The organism is Parapusillimonas sp. JC17 (genome assembly GCF_052180245.1).
Taxonomy (GTDB): Bacteria; Pseudomonadota; Gammaproteobacteria; order Burkholderiales; family Burkholderiaceae_B; genus Parapusillimonas.
Map to the genome: position 1 here is coordinate 1872707 of NZ_CP197474.1, position 21542 is coordinate 1894248.

A 21542-nucleotide genomic window follows, 5' to 3' on the forward strand; every position below is an offset into this window, starting at 1 on the left:
CCCTTCCCAAAGCCTCTGTCGCCGGCGGCGCTTCTGTGCTATGGTTTGCCCCACGACACGGGGTGCCTTCAGGGGCTGAGATGAAACCCGTCGAACCTGCTCCAGCTAATACTGGCGAAGGGATGTCCATCCATGCACCGCAATCGCATGAATCACCTTCGCTTTTTTGAAAAGGTGAATCATGGCCGACAGCGGCATCGCACTTCCCATCAACGAACAGATCGTGCTGGTCACCGGCGGCGGCCGCGGATTGGGCGAACATCTGACGCGCGCCTTTCTTGCACAGGGCGCTCGCGTTGTCGTCAATTATTTGCACAGCGCAGACCAGGCGCGGGCAATGGCGCAGACCGCCCCGGACAGGGCGATCGCCCTGCAGGCCGACGTGGCCGACGCACAGGCCGTGCACGAAATGTTCGCTCAGGCGCGGCGACATTTCGGCTCGGGCGTCACCACGGTGGTCAATAACGCGCTTCCCGCCTTCGCGTTCAACGGCGACGCCCGCCCTCATGCGGACACGTTGTCCTGGGGCGCCATGAGCCAGCAATTCGAAGGCATCGTCAAGGGCGCCTTGAATACGATGCAGGCGGCGCTTCCGGACATGTCGGAGCGCGGTTTCGGTCGCATCGTCAACATAGGCACGAACCTGTTCCAGAATCCCGTCGTTCCCTACCACGATTACACGGCCGCCAAGGCCGCCTTGCTGGCCTTTACACGCACGCTTGCAAACGACCTTGGACCCAAGGGAATCACGGTGAATATGCTGTCCGGCGGGCTTTTGCGCACGACCGACGCATCCGCCGCCACTCCACCAGAGGTTTTCGACATGATCGCGGCCGGCACGCCGCTGCGCCGCGTGACCACACCCGCCGAATTTGCCGACGCGGCCCTGTTTTTCGCTTCTCCCTGGTCTCGCTCCGTGACCGGACAAAACCTGGTCGTCGACGGCGGCCTGGTCAAGAACTAAGGTGGACACCATGCAATCCACTGCGGGCCGGCGCGCCATGCACATCAATCTGTTTCTGTTCGCTTGCGGCCATCACCGGGCCGCCTGGCGCCATCCTTACTCCTCTGTGGGCAGGCTCGGGGATATCGCCTACTACGAACAATTGGCCCGCACGGCCGAGCGCGGAAAGCTGGACGCGGTGTTCTTTGCCGACGGCCAATCGGCCGACAACCTGGCGGACGGACCAAAATGGTTCCTGGAGCCATTGACAACGATCGCGGCGCTTAGCCGTGCGACCGAACGCATCGGGTTCATCAGCACGGTCTCCAGCACGTTCTACACACCATTTCATGCGGCGCGCATGCTGGCTTCGCTCGATCATCTTTCGGGCGGCCGGATCGGGTGGAATGTCGTCACCTCCATGTTTGATTCGGAGGCGCGCAACCATGGATACGAAGCCATGCCGGATCACGATTGGCGCTACCGGCGCGCCGAGGAGTTCGTGAATGTCGTCCTCGACCTGTGGGATTCCTGGACGGATGAAGCGCTGCTGCGCGACCGTCGGGGCCGTTATGCCGATCCGGACAAGGTCCATGCGATCCAGCACCAGGGCGAACATTTTCTCGTGCATGGTCCCTTGACCGTGCCGCGGCCGCCGCAGGGACATCCGGTCATGTTTCAGGCCGGCGCCTCGGGTCAGGGGCGTGACCTCGCCGCGCGCTACGCGGAGGCCATCTACGCCGTCGCCTACGATCTGCCCTCGGCGCAAGCCTACTACCGGGACATCAAGCGCCGTGTCAGGGAAGCGGGACGGCAGGATCCGGTCCCCATCATGCCGGGTCTGGTGACCTATGTGGCGTCCACTGCCGCCGAAGCCCGGCGCAAGCAGCGCGAGCTGGATGAGCTGCTTCCGTCTGAAGATGCCTTGCGCCAGCTCGGCCTTTATGTCGGGCAGGATTGCATGGGCTGGGAACTGGACGCGCCGGTTCCCGACCTGCCGGCGCTGGAGGACTTCACCGGCCCGAAAGGGCGCTACGCGACGGTCCTGCGCATCATCGAAACCGAGCAGCCGACAGTCAGGCAACTGCTGGGACGCCTGGCTGCGGGCGGGGGCCATTGCACCATGGTGGGCACGCCGGATGAAATCGCCGATGAAATGGAGCGCTGGTTCCTGAACGAGGGTGCTGATGGATTCAACCTGATGCCGCCCGCATTGCCCGACAGCCTCGATGACTTCGTCGATTCCGTCATCCCCATCCTCCAGTCCCGGGGCTTGTTTCGCCGGGAGTACGAGGCCCACAGCCTGCGAGGCCATCTGGGCTTGCGGCGGCCGGCTTCCGCGTAACGGACGTCATTTCGAATCGCCTTCGGGCTCTATATCGGCCGCGGCATAGTGGCTTATGCGCCAGACGTGGCCGGCACCGCGCTCGAGCCAGCGGAACGCGTCGGCTTTGAGCAGGGCCTCGGCGGCGCTATGCCGGCCAGGGCCGGCGTCTTGCAGGATGTCGTGTCGCACCTGCCGTGAGCGCTCCGATAGCGCCTGGGCGTCGCGGCCAACCTGATCCAGCCACCCGGGCTCGGCGCGGCCCGCCAGGCCTTCGCCCGCGAGGGCGAGCATGTCGCGGCATTGCTTCGTGGCGGGGCCGAGCGCCGGATCACCGAAGTCTGCCTGCTCGGCAACCGGCTCGTTCAAGCGGTTGCACAGCCGCATCAGGTGATCGATGGCATGCAGTTGCGCCACCCTGCGCTCGTTCAGCTTGTCGTCGCCGGCACCCGCCGGAATGCGCGTGACGAAATCGAAAGCCTGCTCCAGCGCCATACGGATGCGCGGCAGTTCGTGTTTCAGTCCGGCGGGCCTGTTCATGGCGAGGACCCGTTGGTAAGCCAGGAAGACCCGCCCGGTGATTTCCCGCAGGGCGCGATGGGAAGCGCCCAGCGCGACCTCGGGCACGTTGAGCAAGGTGGCGTCCAGATGCCGCGCAAGGTCCTCCTCGCGCTCAGGCAGCATGCGTGCGATCGATCGGGCAAATTGCGTGATGAACGGCATGAACAGCACGACGCCAAGGCCGATGAACAGGGAATGAAAAGCGGCCAGGCCAAGGGCGCCCGCCGAGAAACCCAGCTGCCGGTCTATGCTTTGAGCCGTATACAGCAAGGCTGGAAGAAGCAAGACCGCGATGAGCCCGGCCCCCAAGTTGAACAGGATGTAGGCCAGAGCCGTGCGTTTGGCGTAGATTGTTCCGCCTATCGTGGCCAGCGCGCTCGTCAGCGTGGTGCCGACGGACGCGCCCACCACGACGGCGGCAGCCTGATCGAAGTTGATTGCTCCGGCATGCAGCGCGGTCAGCGTCGTGACGATGGCGGCCGTCGACGATTGGAGTATGGCGGTCATGACGAGGCCGATGAGCATGATCAGCAGGCTGGCCCCGAATCCGCCCGAAGGCAGCCGGGCCAGGTCGAGCATGCCCGACAGCCCCTGCATGCCGTCCTGCATGGTATTGAGTCCCAGAAACAAGATGCCGAATCCGGCGATTGCGGTGCCCAGTTCGCCCCACCGTCCGGGCACCAGCAGCTTGAGCAGCGCACCGGCGCCGATGAAAGGCAGCGTATAGAAACCCAGATTGATCTTCAATCCCAGGCCCGCGACGATCCATCCGGTCGCGGTATTGCCCAGGCTTGCGCCGATCACCACGCCGATGGCTTGTGTGAATGTGATCAGGCCCGCGCTGACGAAGCCGATCAGCGTTACCGTCGTGGCGGTGGAGGATTGCGCCAGCGCGGTAATGAGGGCGCCCGAGGCAAACGCTTTCCAGGGAGTGCCGGTGAACCGGATCAAGGCCTTCTGGAGCGCGCCGCCGGCGAAGGCCACGAGGCCGCTGGACAGCAGCATCATGCCGATCAGGAACAGGCCTATGCCGCCGATGAATGGAAACAGCACATTCAGCATAATGGGAATCTACGAAGTATCGGTAAAAACGGAGGAAGTGAGAGTGTAGTGGCTAGCGGGACCGTCAGGCGCCGTTGGCGGAGCCGGGGTGCCGGCCGACATGGACGACGCGATTTCTTCCTTCGCTCTTGGCGGCGTATAGCATGCGGTCGGCGCGTTCGAGCAGCTCATCGATGGACTCGCCCGGACGCAGGACCGCGACGCCGAAACTGCCGGTGACGGAGTAGGACGCCGGCAGGCTGCTGAAAGGATGGTCCATCAGCTTGACGCGCATGCGCTCCGCCAGCTCGGTCGCGCCGGCGTAGTCCGCGTCCGGCAGCAGCACGACGAATTCTTCCCCGCCCACGCGACCGGCCACATCGCCCTTGCGGATCGCGCTCAGCACGATGCCTCCGAATTCTCGAAGGACGACGTCGCCCGCAGGATGGCCGAAGGTGTCGTTGATGCGCTTGAAATGGTCGAGATCGCACACAATGAGACTGACCGATGCGCCCTTGGGCAAGCGTGCCATCTTGGCGTGCACATGATCGTTGAAGCCGCGGCGATTCAACAGCCCGGTCAGCGGGTCGACGTCGCGTTCGCTGCGCAGGCGGTCGATCCGGTCGATCATGCTGGCCACCAGGAGCACGAGGGTCAGCAGCACCGCGAAGAACAGCATGCTGAACTGCAGCATGATCCAGAAGGCGGAGTGAGCGAATTTGTCGGCAGGACCGAGGGGGTGCACGTTTACCGTGAGCGCGGTGCGCAGGAAGAAACTGAGGGCGAACGCCAGATATACCCAGTACAGCAGAACGTTGATGCCGTTTGCGTTACGCAAGGGCTTCAGCCTGGGAGTTATGAAAAGCAAGGCCATTCCCGTGCCGAAGTTATTGATCAGGATGCGGGCGACAAGATTGCCATCCACGTAGCTGAAATAAGCGATGCCGCCGACGAGCGTGGTGAAGATGGCTGCATGCAAGCCTATTTCCAGCCCTTCGCCGATTCTTCGCAGCATGCCTTCCATGAGCATGAGCGTGCTCAGTGTGTAAAAAAGCGTCGAGACGACAGCGTTGGGCGCCGTGCCGGAGGGAATCTTGGATATCTGGGTGGCAGCGCCCAGGACAAAACAAAGATAGGCGCCGGCCAGAAAAAGCAGGTAGCGCGAGCGATGCTGATATTTCCAGAGCCACAAGAAGCTCGACGCAAATATCAGGGTCAGCGTAGGCGTGGCCAGCGTGAGAATTGCGGAAGCAAGGGAAGTGCTCTGAATCATGAAGGATTCACGTTTACATACAGTTATACGATGAAAGATCAGTTTAACGGAGTGATCACCTCATTTGCGCTTGCCGGGCAGATGCGAATGAGAGATTCTTGCACGTTTTGACACAAACGTGACGGAAACTTTGCCTTTCTTGTATCGTTTTGAAGGCGAGCGGTCAGATCGTCGGCGAGGGTCAGACCCCGCATAGGGTCTGACCCTGGACTCGGTTTCATTGGTATTGGGGTCAGACCCCGTACGGGGTCTGACCCCCGCGACCCGTTTACTGGGGCTCGGGAAGGAGCGACGAATGATGGCTGGTAATGAGCCACTTGTCGCCGGACCACCGGTAGGTATAGGTGTAGCGGGCTTTGGCTGTGCTGCCGTCGCCGAAAGCGAAGGTGTACAGGCCGGTGTCGATGGCGGTGTTGCAGCCCAGAAGGATGTTGCGCTGGTCGATTGACCCGCGCGGGCGTTGCTGAAGGAAGTACTCGAAGTAATCCATCTTGTCGGCCTTGGACAGGCGAGGGGAGTTGGACAAGGTGGGAAGAAGGACGGCGTCCGCCGCATAAAGCGTTGCAACTTTCTTCGGGTCGCCCGTTTGCAGCGTGGCGTTCCATGTGTCGAACAGGCCGGCCACTTCTTCGGTGGAGGTCTTGTGGCAGGTGGTTTCGTAGGTGTCCTTGCCAGGGCCGGCACACGCGGCGAGCGCCAGTGTGGCGGCGGTACAAAGGATGAAGCGCATGGGTGGTCTCCGGTTTCAAGCGTTATTGTTCTGCTTTGCCTGGCAGCCATCGCCAAAAGAACACTGCGGCCAACAAGCCCAGCCCGCCGATGCTGGCAATACCCGCCCCCAGTGTGGCAAGCGCGGCGACGCCTGAAAGCACCAGGGGCCCCCCGCATGCGCCAAGGTCAGTGATGAAGCGCCATATGCCCAGGAAGTGCGTGCGCCCGTTCTTGGGGGATGCGTCCGCACCGATGGTCATGATCAGCCCTGAACCTACGCCGTTGCCCAGTCCCAGAATCAGCGTGATGATGATAAATCCAATCAGGCTTGCCGACAAGGGCATGAGCAGCAACGATGCGCCCATGATGATCATCGACGGCAAGGCCACCCAGCGGCGGCCGTGCCGGTCCATGACATAGCCGGAAGGATAGAACAGCAGCATGTCTATGGCGCCCATGGCCCCGTAGACGATCGCAGTGGTTGCGGGATCGAGCCCGATGTGGCTGGCCCACAGGGGAATGATGATCTGGCGGCAGGAACGCACCGCGGCAAGCAGCATGCAGCCCGTGCCCAGCGTCAGGAACGCGCCGCGATGATCCCGGATGATGTTCCCGGCTCGAACGGCGGTTTGCTGCGTATGCGTGGCGTTGCCGGCTTTGTCCGGAGGCGTGCGAACGGTGAGGTCGGGAATGCCCAGCGACAGCCCGCCCGCCGCCGCCGAAGCAATGATGGCGATGACATAGGCGCCCGGCAGGCCCATGAAATGCATGAGTCCGGCCCCGACGAAGGGTCCCAGGAACATGCCGACGCGCATCGCGCCGCCCAGCGAGGACATCGCCCGGGCCCGCATGGTGATGGGCACGGCTTCCGTCAGGTAGGTCTGGCGCGCCAGCATGAAGATGGACTGCGATATGCCGATCATGAACACGCCTGCAGCCAGCACCCATGCCGAACTTGCCAGCACGCACAGTATCAGTGCAATGATCATCAGTCCCGCCGCCGCGGTCATGGCGCGCCGCTCGCCGTGGCGGGCGGTCAGGATGGAGGCGGGTATGTTGCTCAGCAGCGACCCGACACCGATCAGCGCGACGATAAGGCCAGATGCGGCCACCGAAGCGCCCAGGTCGCGGGCGCTGAGCGCAATGACCGGAAAGATGGCTCCTTCGGCAAGCCCGAACAGGGCGGTGGGCCCGAAGGCCGCTACGGCAATTTTCCGAAGGCTGAATGAAGGGTCGCTGGTCGCCACGATGCACAATTCTGGGCAGGTAAAGACCAGTATTCTGACATAGGTTGAAGGGGTCGGACTCCGTGCAGGGTCCGACCCCTGGCCTCATGTGGTCAATTTTGGGGTCAGACCCCGTACGGGGTCTGACCCCTTGAACCCGTACGGGGTCTGACCCCAACACCGCTAGGTGCCGATCACGCCGCCGTCGTCCTTGGTGATGATCAGGGTTGCGGAGCGCGGTATTGATGAGCCGCCGTCGGGCCAGTGGCTGTTGCCGGCTTCGCCCGGGTGCTGTACATTGATGAACAGGGTCTTGCTGTCGGGCGTAAAGGCGATGCCGGTGACTTCGCACTCTTTGGGTCCGACCAGGAAGCGGCGGATCTCCTTGCTGACGGGATCCGCACAGAGCATCTGGTTGTTGCCCTGGCCTTCATAATCGCCGCTGTTGCTGTACTTGCCGTCGGTCTGTATCCACAGGCGTCCATCGCGGTCGAATGCAAGTCCGTCGGGGCTGTTGAAAGTGTTGTCCACGGTGATGTTGCTGGATCCCGATTTCAAGTTCTTGCGGTCGGTGTACTTCACCGGATTGCCGGCCAGCACGAAAACGTCCCATTCGAAGCGCGTCGCGGCGGCGTCCGCGCCGGATTCGCGCCAGCGCAATATCTGGCCGTAGATATTCTTCTCGCGGGGATTTGCGTCGTCCGTGCCAATGCGCTTGTCATTGTTGGTCAGGGTGACGTAGACTTCGCCGCTGCCCGGATGCACGCTGACCCATTCGGGACGGTCCATCTTCGTGGCGCCGACGGCATCCGCCGCAAGACGGGTGTGGATCAGAACTTCGGCCTGGCTGGCAAAGCGCGGATCGGCGGCGAGTGTGGCGTTGGCAGCCTTGTCCAGAAGAATCCATTCGCCATCGCCCATGAAGTCGCCGCTCGTCGCACCATCGTTGAACTTCGCGACAAAGAGCTTGCCGGCATCGAGCAGCCTGGAGTTGTCGCCGTTCTCTTGGTAGGCACCGTCCGAAACGAATTTGTAGACATAGTCGTCCCGCTGATCGTCGCCCATGTAGACCACGATGCGCTTGTCGGCGGTCAGCGTATACGCGGCGTTCTCGTGCTTGATGCGGCCCAGAGCGGTACGTTTGCGCGGAACGGAGTCCGGATCGAAGGGGTCGATTTCGACTATCCAGCCATGGCGGTTGGATTCATTCGGGATTTTGGCGTAATCGAAGCGGTCGACAAACTGTTCCCAGCCATATTCGCTGCGTCCGGCGGAAAGCCCATAGCGCTTTTGCGCCGCATCGCGGCTGTCCGTGCCCGAGGCGGTGCCGAAATAATTATTGAAATTTTCCTCACAGGTCAGGTAGGTGTTCCAGGGTGTCCAACCATTCCCGCAGTTATTGAAGGTGCCCAGCACTTTCGTTCCGGTCGGGTCGTCGTGGGTCTTGAGCAGATCATGGCCGGCGGCCGGTCCCGTCAGCGCCATCGGGCTTTGCGCGGTGATGCGGCGGTTATAGCGCGAATCGAGCTTGATTTCCCATTTGCCTGTCGCGTTGCGGGCAATGTGCATGACGGAGACGCCATGGGCATTCATCGCTTTGGCCGCCTTGTCGGCAGTCAGGGCTTCGCCGTCCGCGGCACCGAACAGCCATACATAGCGGTTTTTGTCCACGGTCGTGTATTCGTGGTTCATCACGAGCAGGCCTTCGCTGCTGCTGCCGTCGATCGGAAAGAAATGTATGCCGTCGTGGTTGTCGCCCACTTGCCTGGCCTGCGCCGCCGCGTCGTCGCTCGCATCGGCTTTCCAGGAAGGGTCGCCGGCGAACAGCGGCGTGCCCCAAGGAGCGAAGACCGTTGCGGTATAGCCCGGGGCGATCTTGATCGCATCGTCCGTTGAAATGGGGATGGCCTTGAAACCGAGCAGAGAGGCCGCCGTGTTCCCCGTCGCCGCCGCGGTCGCGCTGCGCGTGCCCAGCGGGTTGGCCAGGAACATTGCGGCGGAAAGGCCGATTCCCGATTTCAGGAAGCGTCGGCGGCTCACGCTGCGCTCGACGACTTGCTGGAAATGTTCGTTGTCGGAGGTATTGGTCGGAATGTCTTCCGTGTCGAGTTCTGGATGATCGTGCATGCTGTCGCTCCGGTCTGTTGCAAGGAGCCGGCAGTATGGAGGCGATGTGTTGCACGAATGTGAATGCGCCGGCGTTAGGCCGTCACGCCAGGGGTCAGACCCCGTATGGGGTCTGACCCCGCATCCGGCGCTAACAGTGCCCCAGACGGCCTCAGGCCTGTCTGCCTTGGCCGCTAAGGGTCTTCTTCAAGTACATGTCCTTGTCCGCCTGGGCCAGCAGTGTGTCGCTGGACGTGCCGTCGTCCGGAAAGCATGCCGCGCCGATACAGGCGCCGACGGCCATGGTGTGTCCGTCATGGTATTGAAGCCGGGAGAGGCTGGCGGTCAGCTTGGCGGTAAGCGCCGTCAGATTGGGTCGTTCCCTTGAGCCTTCTACGATGATGACGAATTCGTCGCCCCCCAAACGGACGACGGTATCCGTGCGGCGCACGCAGTCCAGTAGGCGCTGTGCCGTTATCCGCAGTACCTGGTCTCCGACGGAGTGGCCATAGGTGTCGTTGATGGGCTTGAAATGATTCAGGTCTATCAGCAGTACATATCCATGCAGCGACAAGCGCTTCGCGCGCAATACGGCGCGTTCCAGCTCTTCGTCCAGCACGATCCGGTTTCCGAGACCGGTGAGCGGGTCACGGCGTGCGATCCGCATCAGGGTCTTTTCATTTTCCCGCAGCCTGTCGATGACCGTGGCAAGCTGCTGCTGGCGGTTGGCATTTTCGAGAAAGGCGCCGATCATGTCCGCCACGGTTTGCAGGAAAGTCTTTTCGCTGGCGGACCAGTCCCGGTCCTCTTCCAGGTCTTCCACGCAAATGAATCCATACCAGTGACTATGGCCCCACACGGGAAAAGCGGCCAGGCTGCGCACGCCGCGCCGCCGTAGGACTTGTTGATCCGACATCGGAAACTGAGCGATGGTACCGGCCACCGGCCGTCTTTCCTTGAACTGCCCGGCCCAGTGCGTTTCCTCGGGATGCTCCTCGAAATCGGCCGGGCTGGCGCCGGGGCCGAACGGACGCCCAGCCAGGACCGTGTAGTTCAGGTAGAACTCGCCGGCCTCGTTGATATCGTTTTCGGCCAGGTAAAGCCTGTCGGCATCCATCGTGATACGGACGCGCTCCAGCACGTCGATGAGGGGGGAGGCGTCCTGCGAGGAGGTGGCCAGCAATTCGCTCGCACACTGCGCCAGCGTCTGCTGGCGCTTGTAGCGGGAATCGAGCTCCATCATCAAGCCGCCATAGGCGGCCATGACGTCGCCCAGCTCATCGTTCTGCCTTTCAGTGGGAAGGTTCCGCAGCCGTTGGATGGTGTCGCGCGATTCGATTTCCATATTGATGGCGTTGCGAAAGCGGGCCAGCGGCTGGTCGACCACCCGGCGAAACACCAGCAAGGTTCCCACGAGAAGAACCGTGAACATGGCGACGAACAGCACCAGGTAGCGCCATAAGAGATCCACGGCAGCCGTCCAGATGGAGATTCGGCTGAAACGCGCGACCAGTTCGCCCACTTGAAAGCTGCGGCCGCCGCTGTCTTTATGGTGAATGAGCTGTCGGTAAGGCGGCGTGAGATCGGGTTGCCCGGCGTTGGATCCGGCGGCGATGGTTTGCCCGGAACAGGCGTCGAGCAGCTGAACGTCCGCAACCCCTTGCTGGTAGGCCAGTGCGTTGACGATGCCGTTCAGCGTTGCCGTGTCGCAATCCCAAAGCGGCTTGACCAAAGACCGGGCATAGACGCTCATGAGTTCGGTGCGCTCGGACTCCAGCTTGACGCGCTGGGCATGGTAGCCGATCAGCACGGTACCGGCGCCCGCCAGCAAGAACACGAGCACGAAGGGAATGAACAGGGAGCTGATGAACTGGCGGTACAGCGATCGCCTGCGCGGCTTGACGACGGAATCCTTGGCGCGGTTCATTGCGATACCTGCCTGTAGAGTAGATGTCGATAGCGGGCGGGCACCAGATCATAGCCGTAGAATGGGTTGTCTATGTCGATGATGGTGCGTTGAAGGAAGGCGCTGTCGGGCGGCGGCTTGCGGTATTGCGCCCAGATCTTGAGGAAGCTGCCATTTTCGATGAGGACGTCGAAGCCCTTTTGCAATGCCTCGTACAGCGCGTCCGCCTCGGGTTTCGGAGATACCCATGCGAAACGGAACCAGGGGTAACGCACCAGTATGTAGGGGTCCGTCGTAAGCTGTGGGTATTTTTTCCGGAAGTGCGGAAGGAAATACGTGAGGGTCTCTTCCAGGCCCAGCGGAAAGAGGTCGACGAAGCCGGCCTCCATCTGCACAGCGAATTCTCCATTGGCCCAGTTCTTGATCTCTTTCGTCGGAATGCCCGCCGCCCGGTAGATTTCGACGTCCATCCACCCCACGTTCTGTCCCATCGAGTATGCCCGCAGATCTGCCGCGGTCTTCACGTTTGCCAGCGTGTGCTCCTGGGACTCCAGCAGCAGATTGATGCGATAGCCCAGCAATCCGCGGTCGAGCGGCACGGGAATCATGCGCAGCTTGCCTTCTTTCACGAGCTTCAGGCGTGCCGGGGTCGCCGGCATCATGTCGACGTGGGTGTGGCCGGAACTGATCATATGGACATTGCGTTTTTCATTGCCCGCCGGCGCATCCACGAAGTCGGCCTGCATCCCGCCTGCCTCCATGGCGGCGCGGACCAGCGCCCGCGCATGTTGCAGATGGCCTTCGTTCTGGACCACGAAACCGGCGGCGCTTGCTGTGACGTGCAGCAGCATGCAAGCGCCGCAGGTGAACAAGACGCCGGCGCGCAGCCGAAGAAAGGCGAGCGCGAATGACATCAAAGCGGTCGGGAAGGGCGTCGACATCTGGAATGTAACCCCATGTGTCTTTATGTAATGGCTTGGCCGATTTTAAACCGGAAACAAGGGCCATAACACCCTATTGTTCATTTGTTATGAAGGGGGCGTATTTTTGATCGGTGGAGTGGGGGTCAGACCCCGTACGGGGTCTGACCCCAGGGATATCCCCGGGGCATCAAACCGACGGGTCCGAGCCCTTCCAGATCAGGATTTCGAACGCGGTATCGGAACGCACGGTGCAAGCATGCAGGAAGCCGTTCTGCCGCAGAATCCCATATAGCGGGCGAGGTTCGCGGTCGATGACCATCAGCAGGCGCTTCGAGGGCGGAAGCGTTGCGAGCGCATCCAGCACGCGCTCAAGGGGCTCCGGAGGCATGAGGCCACGGACATCCAGCACGAGGTCCATGGCGCCGGCAGGGGGCAGGCCGGTGTTCATGCGTGTCAGGCGCGGCTGTCCGCCACGATGTGAAAGTCGATCACGATTTCGCCGGGTTCGCGCGACACATACTCGATCCGGACATCGTCGCCGAAAGAGCCTTGCAGTTGCTGCAGCAGAGGCAAAGGGTCGTGATCATTGCAAAAGCGCATGGTCTCGCCGGGCTGCAAGGCCGACAGCGCGCCGAATATGGCGGCATGGCGGAAGCGCTTGGCGACGCCCCGGGCGTCGAAAGGGTAGGCGGTCTGCGAAAGAACGGGAATGGACGGTTCGGCCACGATGGATTCCTTTTTGTGGTACGTGTGAGGCATGCCTGAGCATGCGATGAGGCGTTTTGATTATAGGTAGCCGCTGGCGAAATCCATTTGGGAACCCCATGCGCAGTGTGGTTGTCCGCCTTGCGCTGGGCGGCAAATGGCCTTGCGCAGACAATTGAGGCATACTGGGCGGATCTTGTGTATTTTCCTGAAAATAAACGGTGTTTAAATGATGATGAACGGATTTGGCACCAAATTGCAGTATGTATCCATTGCGGAAGGCGAAGGTCTGGCGATACGGTCGCTGCTAGACCGGCACCAGTATCACGATCCCCACGGCGCTGCGGCACGCCTGGGCATATGTTCCGCATCCTGGCCCTTATTCGGAATGGTGTGGCCCTCCGGCGTCCAGTTGGCCGCGCAGTTGGCCCGCCGTCCGGTCTGCCATCGCGAGCGCATCCTCGAAATCGGCTGCGGGCTTGGCTTGGCCAGCCTGGTCGCGCATCGCCGCGGTGCGCGTGTTACCGCGAGCGATCGCCATCCTCTTGCCCGCCGCTTCCTCGACGACAATGCCGGCCTGAATGGCCTGGCGCCCTTGAAATACCGGCATGGCCAATGGGGCATCGCGCATCGGCCGTGTACCGAAGACACAGGCGCCGATCTCTTGTCCGCCCGGTACGATCTCATCGTGGGCAGCGACCTGCTATACGACCGCGATGCGCCGCAGGCGCTGGCCTTCTTCATCGACGACCATGCACTGCCCGATGCGAAAGTCTGGCTGGTGGACCCTGATCGCGGCCATAGGCCGGCATTTACACGGCAAATGGCGGCATATGGTTTTGAACTCGTCAGCGAAACGCGGCTGGGCCGGCGGCCGGATGGGCCGGGGCGGCGCGACTACAAGGGACGCATGCTGGTCTATCGGCGGGGAACCGCGCAGTAGCGATCCCGGCCGGTTTCATCGCTTGATGGCAATGGGCAATTGCGAATATCCGCTGCCGGGATAAAAAGCCTTGACCGGGGCCTGGCGCTTCCCAAGGGCAATAATGCGTGTGGAGGTCAACAGTTCTTCCAGCACGATGCGTAGCTCGGCGCGCGCCAGAGGCGCGCCCGGACAGACGTGTATGCCCGCGCCATACAAAAGGTTCAAGGCGGGGTCCCGGTCCAGCCGGAACTCATCCGGATCTCCAAAGACCTTTTCATCACGATTGGCGGACGCCCAGAGCAGCGCCAGGCGTTCGCCCTGCGCGATCAAGGTGCCCCCAATATCGGCATCGCGTGTCGCGATGCGGCGGTTCATGATGAGCGGAGGGTGTATCCGCAGAACTTCGTCGATGGCGGCCGGCAGCAGCGCGGGTTGCCGCCGCAGCGTTTGCTGCAGGGTTTCGTGCGTCGCCAGATAATGGGTTAGGATACCGACCGATGCGGAGATGGTGGCCAGCTCGCCCACGGTCCAGTTGCGCAGGATGCTGACGATCTCTTCTTCCGTAAGCAGGCGTCCGTGAACGGTTTCGCGCAGGAGGCGGGTGGTGGCATCGTCCGGGGCATTGTTTCCGGCGGCGCGGCGGATGGCAAGCAGGTCCTTGATGTAGCCGTCGAACTCCATGGCCACTGCACCCATGGCTGCGTCGTCGCGCGCAAGCGTTGCGTGATGATTCTTGCGCGTCCATTGCCGCAGCGGCTCGTGCAAGGAAGAAGGCCATCCAAGAAACGCGCATTGCACCTGCAAGGCAAAAACCTGGGCGAAATCTTCCATCCAGTCGACTTCGGCGTCGTTCGGCATCATGGCGACCAGGTCCGACGCGATGCGTCGACAGTGAGGCTCGAACTCCGCCACGCGCGCAGGGCTGAAATATGGGTCGATGATGCGGCGGAATTCGGTATGCTCGGGCGGATCCATGCCGTTGGGCACGGAGGGAAAGCGCGAGACGGCGCTGCTGAACGTTTCGTGATCCAGCAAGACTCGCAGGACATCGCCGTGCCGGAACACGCTGGCGTATCCGTACTGGCTTCTTGCAACAGGGCAGCGGCTGCGCATCTGGTCGAATGCGGCGATCTGATCGCTCAGCACCGCTTCCGATCGCGGATCCCAATCCGCCGTCAATACTGGTTCGTGGGGACCTGCGGATTCCGTTTCCATTCATCACCTTGCAACAGGATGCCCTTCGCTTCGTCGGGCAATGTGGCCATTATGCGGGATGCGGCGGTTAATCAAGGCTATACCACTGTTGCGCATGGGGTCGGACCCCGTACGGGGTCCGACCCCTGTTTCACAAGGCCTGGAGTCAGACCCTTTCGGGTCCGACCCCATTTTCATAAGGTCTGGGGTCAGACCCTTTCGGGTCTGACCCCTTCTGGTTATATGCAAAGTCAAAAAAGGTCTTTTGAAGAAATGAAGGGCATGGCTACCATTCCGTCCATCTATACACATAAGGTTACAGGGGGAATCATGCACATTGCTCAGAGGCTGGCATCGTCCAGCGCGCTGTGGGCCGCTACGCTGGCGGGTCTGGCGCTTTTGCCGTCCGCCGCCGTGGCTCAGTCCACGTTTGACGTATCCATCATCGCTGCGTCCTGTGCCAATTGCCATGGCACGGATGGGCGGTCGCCGGGCGGCATTCCGTCGATCGCGGGCCGGCCCGAAAGCATCCTGCGCTCGCAGCTCATCGCGTTCCGGTCCGATGCGCCGCCCGCAGGCACGACCATCATGAACAGGCTGGCAAAGGGCTACAGCGAAGAACAAATCCACGCGCTGGCCAAGCATTTTGCAGAAATTCCAGCGCAAGACAGCAAAAAGGACCCATCGAAATGAGCAGCTCCCTACAAGCATCCCGTCGCCAGTGGCTGAAGTCGGTCGGCAAGGCAACCGCCGCAGGTGCCGTCCTTCTGTCCCTTCCTTCTTATGCTCGGGCCTCGGCCGGTCGCGTCGTCGTGATCGGCGGCGGGTTCGGCGGCGCGACGGCCGCCAAATACATCAAGCGTCGCAATCCGGCCATCGAAGTAACGCTGGTGGAACCGCTGAAGCGCTACGTTACCTGTCCCTTCACCAACCTTTATTTCGGTGGCCTGCGCACATTTGAGGCCCAGGCCCATGGGTTCGATGAACTGCGCGGACTGGGCGTCGAAGTGATCCACGACTTCGCCACGGGCGTCGATGCCGGTGCGCGCAAAGTCAGCCTTGCAGGCGGTCAAACGCTCGCCTACGACAAGCTGGTGCTTTCTCCCGGCATCGATTTTCGCTGGGGAGCCATCGAGGGCTACGACGAGGCGGCATCCAGGCTGGTCCCGCATGCATGGAAGGCCGGAGCGCAGTCGACGCTGCTCAAACAGCAACTGGAAGCCATGCCCGATGGCGGGGTCTTCATTCTGGCGGCGCCGCCCAATCCTTTCCGCTGCCCTCCCGGGCCGTACGAGCGGGTCAGCATGGTCGCCCATTACTTCAAGACACATAAACCCAAATCCAAAATCATCGTCCTGGATGCAAAAGACGCTTTTTCCAAGCAAGGCCTTTTTCAGGATGGTTGGAAGCGCTTCTACGGCGACATGATCGAATGGGTTCCGATGGCCAAGGACGGCAAGGTCGTGCGGGTGGACGCCGCCAAGCGAGCGGTGGAAACCGAGTTCGGCCAGTCGCATGTAGCGGATGTGCTGAATATCGTGCCGCCTCAGAAGGCGGGTGCGATCGCCGAGCTTGCCGGCGTCACCAACGAAAGCGGCTGGGTGCCGGTCAAGCCCGACAGCTTCGAGTCCTCGCTGGTTCCCGACGTCTATGTGGTCGGCGACGCAAGCATTGCCGCACCCATGCCCAAGTCGGGATTTTGCGCGAATGCGCAGGGCAAGGTGGCCGCGGCCGCGATCGTAAGTGCCCTGGCCGGCAAAGCGCCCGCGGTGGCCTCGTTTTCCAATACCTGCTACAGCCTCATCGCACCCGACTACGGCATTTCGGTAGCCGGCGTGTACGGCGTGGAAGACGGCAAGCTTATCGAAGTCAAGGACTCCGGCGGCGTCAGCCCCAAAGAGGCGAGCGCCGAGTTCCGCAAGCTCGAGGCCGACTATGGCGTCGCGTGGTATAACGCCATTGCGCTGGACACATGGGGAACTCGCGCCTGACCACAGGACTGGCCAGGGCCCTGGGCGCACAACGGATGCAGGAAAATTATGTCGAACGTTGAACTCGTGCTCTGGGCCGGCCTTGCCATAGGCATGGCCTTCGGCGTAACGGGGCAGATCACCGGGTTCTGCCTGCACCGCGGCTTGCAGGAGCAATGGGGCCAAAGCAAGGGGTACAAGCTTCAGGCGTTCGCCGTCGCCCTGGCGGTTGCGCTGCTCGGCACACATCTCATGGTCCTAGCGGGTTGGGTCGATATCGGCCGGTCGCTCTACATGGCGCCCGCGTTTTCCTGGCTGTTGCTGCCGCTGGGCGGGCTCATGTTCGGCTATGGCATGGTGCTCTCAAACGGCTGCGGCGCGCGAGCCCTGGTGCTGCTGGGACAGGGTAATCTTCGGTCCTTCATGGTGCTGATATCCCTGGGCATTGCCGCCTATATGGCCTTGACCGGCATCATCGCGCCGCTGCGCGCGCTGCTTTCGGAGTCGAGCCTGCTGAGCCCGTCCGGCATCGCCGTGCCGGACGGCATGCCGCGACATGTCGTGGTCGCGCTGCTGACCTTGGTGCTGCTCGTCTTTGCTTTCCGCCGGGAAAGCTGGAAATACGGAAGGATCGACCTGGCGGGCGGCGCCGTGATCGGAGGCTTGGTGGTCTCGGGTTGGTGGGCGACCGGCAAGCTGGGCGCCGACGACTTCGACCCGGTGCCGCTTGCATCGCTTACCTTTGTCGCCCCCATTGGCGAGACGATCCACTACGCGATGATCGCGACGGGCGCCAGCCTGAGTTTTGGCGTCGCGATCGTGCTGGGCGTACTGGCGGGTTCGGCCCTTTCGTCCGCACTGCGGGGGCAGTATCGCCTGCAAGGCTTTGAGTCGCCGCGGCAAATGCTGCGCTATTTGTCCGGCGGCGCCCTGATGGGAATTGGCGGCGCGCTCGCGCTGGGCTGCTCCATCGGGCAGGGCCTGACAGGCTTGACCACGCTGGCATACGGATCCATGATCGCCAGTGCGGCGATCGTCGCCGGCGCGTGGCTTGCGACGCTGCGCGCCGCGCATCACTCTACATCATTTCAGGCATGACATATTTTTCAGCACCTCCTTCCGGACTCTCATCTCCATTGCGGCGCAGGGCGATGCTTGCGGCCTTGGCCGGCACGGCTGCCACTGTGATCCCGTCGGGCGCTTGGGCTCAAGAGGCGCACAAGCTCGATGCGGTGCGCAAGAAGATCGGCGATCGCCCGGTGACGGGCGAGGGCATCAAGCTGGAACTGCCACTGGTGGCCGAAGACGGATCTTCAGTGCCGCTATCGATAGAGTCCGCGCTGGCGGGACAAGGCCGCGGCATCCGGTCGCTCGACGTGTATGCGACCCGCAATCCGACACCCGAAGTCGCATCGTACGAATTCGGCGAGGATGCCGGGTTGGTCAAGCTGGCCACGCGCATCCGTCTCAGCGAATCGCAATCGGTCGTGGTCGTTGCCACCACCGAAGACGGGCGCGTGGTGGTTGCGGAGCGCGCGGTTCGTGTCACGACCAGCGGCTGCATGGCCCCGACGGGGCAGGTGGATCGCGCGGCGGAAATGCAGGCGCGTGTGCGGCTGCCCAAGGGATGGAAGCCAGGCACACCGGGCGAATTCCTGACGATGATCAATCACCCCATGGATACTGGCTTGGCGACGAACGCCAGCGGCGAGACACCGCCTTTGCGCATCATCGATGCGTTCGAGGCAACGCTTGGCGGGCGCCCGCTGATCAAGGCCAAGTACTACCGGTCGCTTGCGGCAAATCCATATTTGCGATTTACCGCAAGCCCGCCGCAAGGCGGCGACCTACGCTTTGCCTGGTTCGAAGACGCCGGCCGAAACGCGGAATTCAAGGCTAGCATTTAACTTGCGGCTGCCCTGCCGGCTTCCAGGGGTCAGACCCCGTACGGGGTCTGACCCCTGGGTCATTTACACGACCGGTGTCGGTTTGCTATCATACAGCCTTCCCGAGCGGCGCTTCCCGCGTCTTTCGGTATCAAAATTCCCGGCCTCGTCCGGGATCGTGGCTGACGAAATAGCTGTATTGCATGCGATGGTGCATAAGCAATACATGAGCCTCTGTTTCGATCATTTCAGCCTTGTTTGTCGATAGTCCCGCGGCACTTGCTTGCCGCTCTTCCGCAGCTTTCCCTGTGGTCACGGACTGACATTTATCCATCGCAAAATACCCGCCTAGCTCGGGTTACGCGTCGTGCTCGCGACGCACGCGATGTGCATTGGAGGAAGAATGAGCCAGCTGTCTCTTTCTACAGTTCTGCTATTGCTGTTCGGCTTCTACGGCCTGTCGTTTCTGATGACATTGAAGATCAGCAAAAAAAATGAAAACGCAGACGGATACATGACGTCAAACGGTGCCATAGGGTTTGGCATGTCGGCCGCCAGCATGACCGCTACCTGGGTCTGGGCGGCTTCTTTTTATGCGGCGGCCAGCTCGGGCTACAAATATGGATTGTCCGGCGCACTGCATTACGGCATGTGGGGGGCGCTGATGATTTTGTTCATCTACCCCTTCGGACGCCGGTTTCGTGAAGTGGCCCCCAATGCGCATACGCTGGCGGAAATCATGCATGCTCGCCACGGGCGATCCAGCCAGATGATACTGGCCGTCTCAAATGTCCTGGGCAGCGTGATCAGCCTCATGGTCAATTTCACGGCGGCGGGCGCTCTGGTTTCCATGCTGTCGCCGCTTTCCTTCAACCAGGGCGTGCTCATTGCGGCCTTGGGCGTGCTTTCGTACACCTTGTGGTCGGGGTTCCGTGCGTCGGTGCTGACGGACTTCGCCCAGCTCGTCGCGATGATACTGGCGGCCGTCATTATCATTCCCGTGATTTTCTTCAAGCTGGGCGGCCCCGAGCTATTCGTCAGCGGCCTGCCGCGGCTCACCAGCGACCAGGCGGATTTCTTTTCCAAGAAGGCGATACTGGAACAGGGGGCGCCATATTTCGTGGCGGTACTGGCCTATGCCATAGGCAACCAGACCATTGCGCAGCGCCTGTTCGCCGTGCGTGAAGACTTGATCAAGCCTACCTTCATCACCGCCACCATCGGCTACGGTTCCATCGTGATCGGTCTTGGCATGCTGGGCTTGCTGGCGGTGCTGGCCGGCGTGCAGCCACTGAACGGCGATCTGAACAACCTGATCCCCCAGATGGCGGCCACGTATCTGTCGCCGGTGCTGGTTTGCCTGTTTTTCATTCTGGTCGTCGGCTCGTTGTCATCGACTGCGGATTCGGACCTGGCGGCGCTTTCGTCCATCTTCATGACCGACGTCTATGGCAAGAATCTGGCTCGCGGCAAGCCTGATCCCAAAACCATGCTGTGGGTGGGCCGTGCCACGATGATCGTTGCCACCGCTTTGGGCATTATGTTCGCCACATTGAAGCTGGACATTCTTTCCATGCTGGTGTTCGTCGGCGCGTTATGGGGGGCAATCGTCTTTCCCGTCATCGTAAGCCTGTACTGGGACCGCGTCGACAATCGCGCGTTCACGCTATCCGTGCTGGCCGCTTTCGCCATGTTCGTCGCGACCCGTTTCCAGCTGGTTGATTTGAATGGCGTAATGGCCGTTCCACTGGAATTGCTTGCTTCGATAGGCGGCGGCGTCGTAATCGGCCTGATGGCTTTTGGGCTCCTGGGCAAGAAGGCCGGCTTGTTGCTGGGGGCAGTCACCATGGTCGTTCTTGCTCCTTACGCGGTGAGCTTTTTACGCGATTATCCCGTGTTGATGAGCTCGTTGGTTGCCTATGGGTCGAGCGCGGTCATATGCGTTGGCCTTAGCCTGAGAGCGCACGAAAGCTTCGATTTTGACCTGATCGGCAAACGCGTGGTTGCGTTCCACACACGTTGATAAGAGAGGATGAAGAAATGAGTATTACCGCTTTGACCGCTTATGTCCTGGTCTGGCCCATCATCGCCGCCGCCGTGCTGATCGTGCTCGTCGCCGGCGTCGCGCGCGATATGCGGAATGCGGCCAAGAACGACGACAAGCGCGTTTGACTTGAGGGGTCAGACCCCATGCGGGGTCAGACCCCATTCTGTCGTGCTCGTTTGGTTCCAGGGGATCAGACCTCGAACGGGGTCTGACCCCTTTCTTCCATTGGCGGGGTCTGACCCCCTTCCGCTCGGCTAAATCGCCAGCACGATATCCGTTACGGCCGATATGGCGGATTCCTTCATCGGATCTTCATGCTGCAAATGGCCGATGAGGTCCGCCGTGGTGGAGCGGCGGGTGAGCATCACGCCGCTTACCTCGCCATGCCGCACCCGCGTGGCGTGCCAGCAGCCCGGGCGCATGCATATGCCTTGACCGGGGATTATGCTGAATGCGGCGATGGAGGAAAGGTCCGGGCCGCCGTCGGCGCCGCTGGCCGCCACCACCTGGATGAGTTCGCCGGTGAGCGGGATGATCGCCTGCTGCGTGATCAAATGCTTTTCCAGGCTGTTCACCAACGGGCTCGCGCTGCGATAATTGACCCAAAGCACTTCGTGTTCGCCACCGGGGCCGGTATCGAACACATGCTCCTGCCAGAAGTCCGTGGCGTCATTGCGATAGCGCGGCACATCGCCGTCTTCCGGAAAGGGCTTGCCCAGCATCCAGCCGTAGTCGGAGAACGCGGTGCTGTTCAGCGGCTGGATCGCCAGCCCTGGGTTTTCTTGCATGATCAAAGAGTGC

Annotated in this window: 20 protein-coding genes and 1 riboswitch; of the genes, 9 read left to right on the plus strand and 11 right to left on the minus strand. The window is 61.8% G+C overall.

The window, feature by feature from the left end; translation table 11 throughout:
* Positions 1–48 precede the first annotated feature (48 nt).
* A riboswitch (TPP riboswitch) is annotated at positions 49–140 on the plus strand.
* Positions 141–181: 41 nt separating this feature from the next.
* Both ACSBPU_RS09070 and ACSBPU_RS09075 read left to right on the plus strand, forming a co-directional pair.
* Positions 182–964, plus strand: coding sequence for a 3-oxoacyl-ACP reductase (locus tag ACSBPU_RS09070; protein ID WP_442597409.1), 783 nt, complete (start codon positions 182–184; stop codon positions 962–964).
* A 10-nt stretch (positions 965–974) separates the two neighbouring features.
* Positions 975–2288, plus strand: a complete 1314-nt coding sequence (locus ACSBPU_RS09075; protein ID WP_442597411.1) for an LLM class flavin-dependent oxidoreductase — start codon at positions 975–977, stop codon at positions 2286–2288.
* A gap of 6 nt (positions 2289–2294) precedes the next feature.
* Here ACSBPU_RS09075 and ACSBPU_RS09080 read toward each other — a convergent pair whose 3' ends face one another.
* The 9 genes from ACSBPU_RS09080 to ACSBPU_RS09120 form a co-directional block, all read right to left on the minus strand.
* Positions 2295–3890 carry a Na/Pi cotransporter family protein gene (locus ACSBPU_RS09080; protein WP_442597413.1) on the minus strand — a complete coding sequence of 532 codons (1596 nt, stop codon included), beginning with the start codon at positions 3888–3890 and terminating at the stop codon, positions 2295–2297.
* Between the two features lie 64 nt (positions 3891–3954).
* A complete protein-coding gene (locus ACSBPU_RS09085) occupies positions 3955–5142 on the minus strand; it encodes a GGDEF domain-containing protein (RefSeq protein WP_442597415.1) in 1188 nt (395 codons plus the stop codon).
* Positions 5143–5410: 268 nt separating this feature from the next.
* Entirely contained in the window at positions 5411–5872 is a 462-nt protein-coding gene (locus ACSBPU_RS09090; protein ID WP_442597417.1) for an SgcJ/EcaC family oxidoreductase, read from the minus strand.
* 22 nt (positions 5873–5894) lie between these two features.
* Positions 5895–7100 carry an MFS transporter gene (locus tag ACSBPU_RS09095; protein ID WP_442597419.1) on the minus strand — a complete coding sequence of 402 codons (1206 nt, stop codon included), beginning with the start codon at positions 7098–7100 and terminating at the stop codon, positions 5895–5897.
* A 162-nt stretch (positions 7101–7262) separates the two neighbouring features.
* Positions 7263–9206: a PhoX family protein gene (locus ACSBPU_RS09100; protein ID WP_442597421.1), complete on the minus strand. Its 1944-nt coding sequence runs from the start codon at positions 9204–9206 to the stop codon at positions 7263–7265.
* A gap of 151 nt (positions 9207–9357) precedes the next feature.
* The gene (locus ACSBPU_RS09105; RefSeq protein WP_442597423.1) at positions 9358–11112 is read right to left on the minus strand and encodes a diguanylate cyclase domain-containing protein; all 1755 of its coding nucleotides are present in this window, start codon (positions 11110–11112) and stop codon (positions 9358–9360) included.
* Positions 11109–12005 carry an amino acid ABC transporter substrate-binding protein gene (locus ACSBPU_RS09110; protein ID WP_442597425.1) on the minus strand — a complete coding sequence of 299 codons (897 nt, stop codon included), beginning with the start codon at positions 12003–12005 and terminating at the stop codon, positions 11109–11111. The genes ACSBPU_RS09105 and ACSBPU_RS09110 overlap by 4 nt, the downstream gene beginning before the upstream one ends.
* 196 nt (positions 12006–12201) lie before the next feature.
* Positions 12202–12462, minus strand: a complete 261-nt coding sequence (locus ACSBPU_RS09115; RefSeq protein WP_442597427.1) for a DUF2249 domain-containing protein — start codon at positions 12460–12462, stop codon at positions 12202–12204.
* 5 nt (positions 12463–12467) lie between these two features.
* Positions 12468–12773 carry a DUF2249 domain-containing protein gene (locus tag ACSBPU_RS09120; RefSeq protein ID WP_442597429.1) on the minus strand — a complete coding sequence of 102 codons (306 nt, stop codon included), beginning with the start codon at positions 12771–12773 and terminating at the stop codon, positions 12468–12470.
* A 175-nt stretch (positions 12774–12948) separates the two neighbouring features.
* On the opposite strand from ACSBPU_RS09120, the gene ACSBPU_RS09125 reads away from it, so the two are divergent.
* Positions 12949–13662 carry a class I SAM-dependent methyltransferase gene (locus ACSBPU_RS09125; RefSeq protein ID WP_442597431.1) on the plus strand — a complete coding sequence of 238 codons (714 nt, stop codon included), beginning with the start codon at positions 12949–12951 and terminating at the stop codon, positions 13660–13662.
* Positions 13663–13677: 15 nt separating this feature from the next.
* Here ACSBPU_RS09125 and ACSBPU_RS09130 read toward each other — a convergent pair whose 3' ends face one another.
* Positions 13678–14859, minus strand: a complete 1182-nt coding sequence (locus ACSBPU_RS09130; RefSeq protein ID WP_442597433.1) for a cytochrome P450 — start codon at positions 14857–14859, stop codon at positions 13678–13680.
* 309 nt (positions 14860–15168) lie between these two features.
* Here ACSBPU_RS09130 and ACSBPU_RS09135 point away from each other — a divergent pair, with 309 nt between their 5' ends.
* From ACSBPU_RS09135 to ACSBPU_RS09160, 6 genes are all read left to right on the plus strand, one after another.
* On the plus strand, positions 15169–15531 hold the full coding sequence (locus tag ACSBPU_RS09135) for a c-type cytochrome (protein ID WP_442597435.1): 363 nt from the start codon (positions 15169–15171) through the stop codon (positions 15529–15531).
* Positions 15528–16829 (plus strand): NAD(P)/FAD-dependent oxidoreductase, encoded by a 1302-nt coding sequence (locus tag ACSBPU_RS09140; RefSeq protein WP_442597437.1) that lies wholly within the window; start codon positions 15528–15530, stop codon positions 16827–16829. The genes ACSBPU_RS09135 and ACSBPU_RS09140 overlap by 4 nt, the downstream gene beginning before the upstream one ends.
* A gap of 48 nt (positions 16830–16877) precedes the next feature.
* Entirely contained in the window at positions 16878–17906 is a 1029-nt protein-coding gene (locus ACSBPU_RS09145; RefSeq protein WP_442597439.1) for a YeeE/YedE family protein, read from the plus strand.
* Positions 17907–17959: 53 nt separating this feature from the next.
* Positions 17960–18715 (plus strand): thiosulfate oxidation carrier protein SoxY, encoded by a 756-nt coding sequence (locus ACSBPU_RS09150; protein ID WP_442597441.1) that lies wholly within the window; start codon positions 17960–17962, stop codon positions 18713–18715.
* A 382-nt stretch (positions 18716–19097) separates the two neighbouring features.
* Positions 19098–20717 (plus strand): sodium:solute symporter family protein, encoded by a 1620-nt coding sequence (locus ACSBPU_RS09155; RefSeq protein ID WP_442597443.1) that lies wholly within the window; start codon positions 19098–19100, stop codon positions 20715–20717.
* Positions 20718–20734: 17 nt separating this feature from the next.
* On the plus strand, positions 20735–20866 hold the full coding sequence (locus tag ACSBPU_RS09160; RefSeq protein ID WP_442597445.1) for a putative transporter small subunit: 132 nt from the start codon (positions 20735–20737) through the stop codon (positions 20864–20866).
* A 129-nt stretch (positions 20867–20995) separates the two neighbouring features.
* Here the strand turns inward: ACSBPU_RS09160 and ACSBPU_RS09165 are convergent, their stop codons facing one another.
* Positions 20996–21529, minus strand: a complete 534-nt coding sequence (locus ACSBPU_RS09165; protein WP_442597447.1) for an ureidoglycolate lyase — start codon at positions 21527–21529, stop codon at positions 20996–20998.
* Positions 21530–21542 lie beyond the last annotated feature (13 nt).

Coding starts and splice junctions, on each gene's coding strand:
- ACSBPU_RS09070 (WP_442597409.1), top strand. CDS start 182: ATGGCCGACAGCGGCATCGCACTTCCCATCAACGAACAGATCGTGCTG.
- ACSBPU_RS09075 (WP_442597411.1), top strand. CDS start 975: ATGCAATCCACTGCGGGCCGGCGCGCCATGCACATCAATCTGTTTCTG.
- ACSBPU_RS09080 (WP_442597413.1), bottom strand. CDS start 3,890: ATGCTGAATGTGCTGTTTCCATTCATCGGCGGCATAGGCCTGTTCCTG.
- ACSBPU_RS09085 (WP_442597415.1), bottom strand. CDS start 5,142: ATGATTCAGAGCACTTCCCTTGCTTCCGCAATTCTCACGCTGGCCACG.
- ACSBPU_RS09090 (WP_442597417.1), bottom strand. CDS start 5,872: ATGCGCTTCATCCTTTGTACCGCCGCCACACTGGCGCTCGCCGCGTGT.
- ACSBPU_RS09100 (WP_442597421.1), bottom strand. CDS start 9,206: ATGCACGATCATCCAGAACTCGACACGGAAGACATTCCGACCAATACC.
- ACSBPU_RS09105 (WP_442597423.1), bottom strand. CDS start 11,112: ATGAACCGCGCCAAGGATTCCGTCGTCAAGCCGCGCAGGCGATCGCTG.
- ACSBPU_RS09110 (WP_442597425.1), bottom strand. CDS start 12,005: ATGTCATTCGCGCTCGCCTTTCTTCGGCTGCGCGCCGGCGTCTTGTTC.
- ACSBPU_RS09115 (WP_442597427.1), bottom strand. CDS start 12,462: ATGAACACCGGCCTGCCCCCTGCCGGCGCCATGGACCTCGTGCTGGAT.
- ACSBPU_RS09120 (WP_442597429.1), bottom strand. CDS start 12,773: ATGCCTCACACGTACCACAAAAAGGAATCCATCGTGGCCGAACCGTCC.
- ACSBPU_RS09125 (WP_442597431.1), top strand. CDS start 12,949: ATGATGATGAACGGATTTGGCACCAAATTGCAGTATGTATCCATTGCG.
- ACSBPU_RS09130 (WP_442597433.1), bottom strand. CDS start 14,859: ATGGAAACGGAATCCGCAGGTCCCCACGAACCAGTATTGACGGCGGAT.
- ACSBPU_RS09135 (WP_442597435.1), top strand. CDS start 15,169: ATGCACATTGCTCAGAGGCTGGCATCGTCCAGCGCGCTGTGGGCCGCT.
- ACSBPU_RS09140 (WP_442597437.1), top strand. CDS start 15,528: ATGAGCAGCTCCCTACAAGCATCCCGTCGCCAGTGGCTGAAGTCGGTC.
- ACSBPU_RS09145 (WP_442597439.1), top strand. CDS start 16,878: ATGTCGAACGTTGAACTCGTGCTCTGGGCCGGCCTTGCCATAGGCATG.
- ACSBPU_RS09150 (WP_442597441.1), top strand. CDS start 17,960: ATGCTTGCGGCCTTGGCCGGCACGGCTGCCACTGTGATCCCGTCGGGC.
- ACSBPU_RS09155 (WP_442597443.1), top strand. CDS start 19,098: ATGAGCCAGCTGTCTCTTTCTACAGTTCTGCTATTGCTGTTCGGCTTC.
- ACSBPU_RS09160 (WP_442597445.1), top strand. CDS start 20,735: ATGAGTATTACCGCTTTGACCGCTTATGTCCTGGTCTGGCCCATCATC.
- ACSBPU_RS09165 (WP_442597447.1), bottom strand. CDS start 21,529: ATGCAAGAAAACCCAGGGCTGGCGATCCAGCCGCTGAACAGCACCGCG.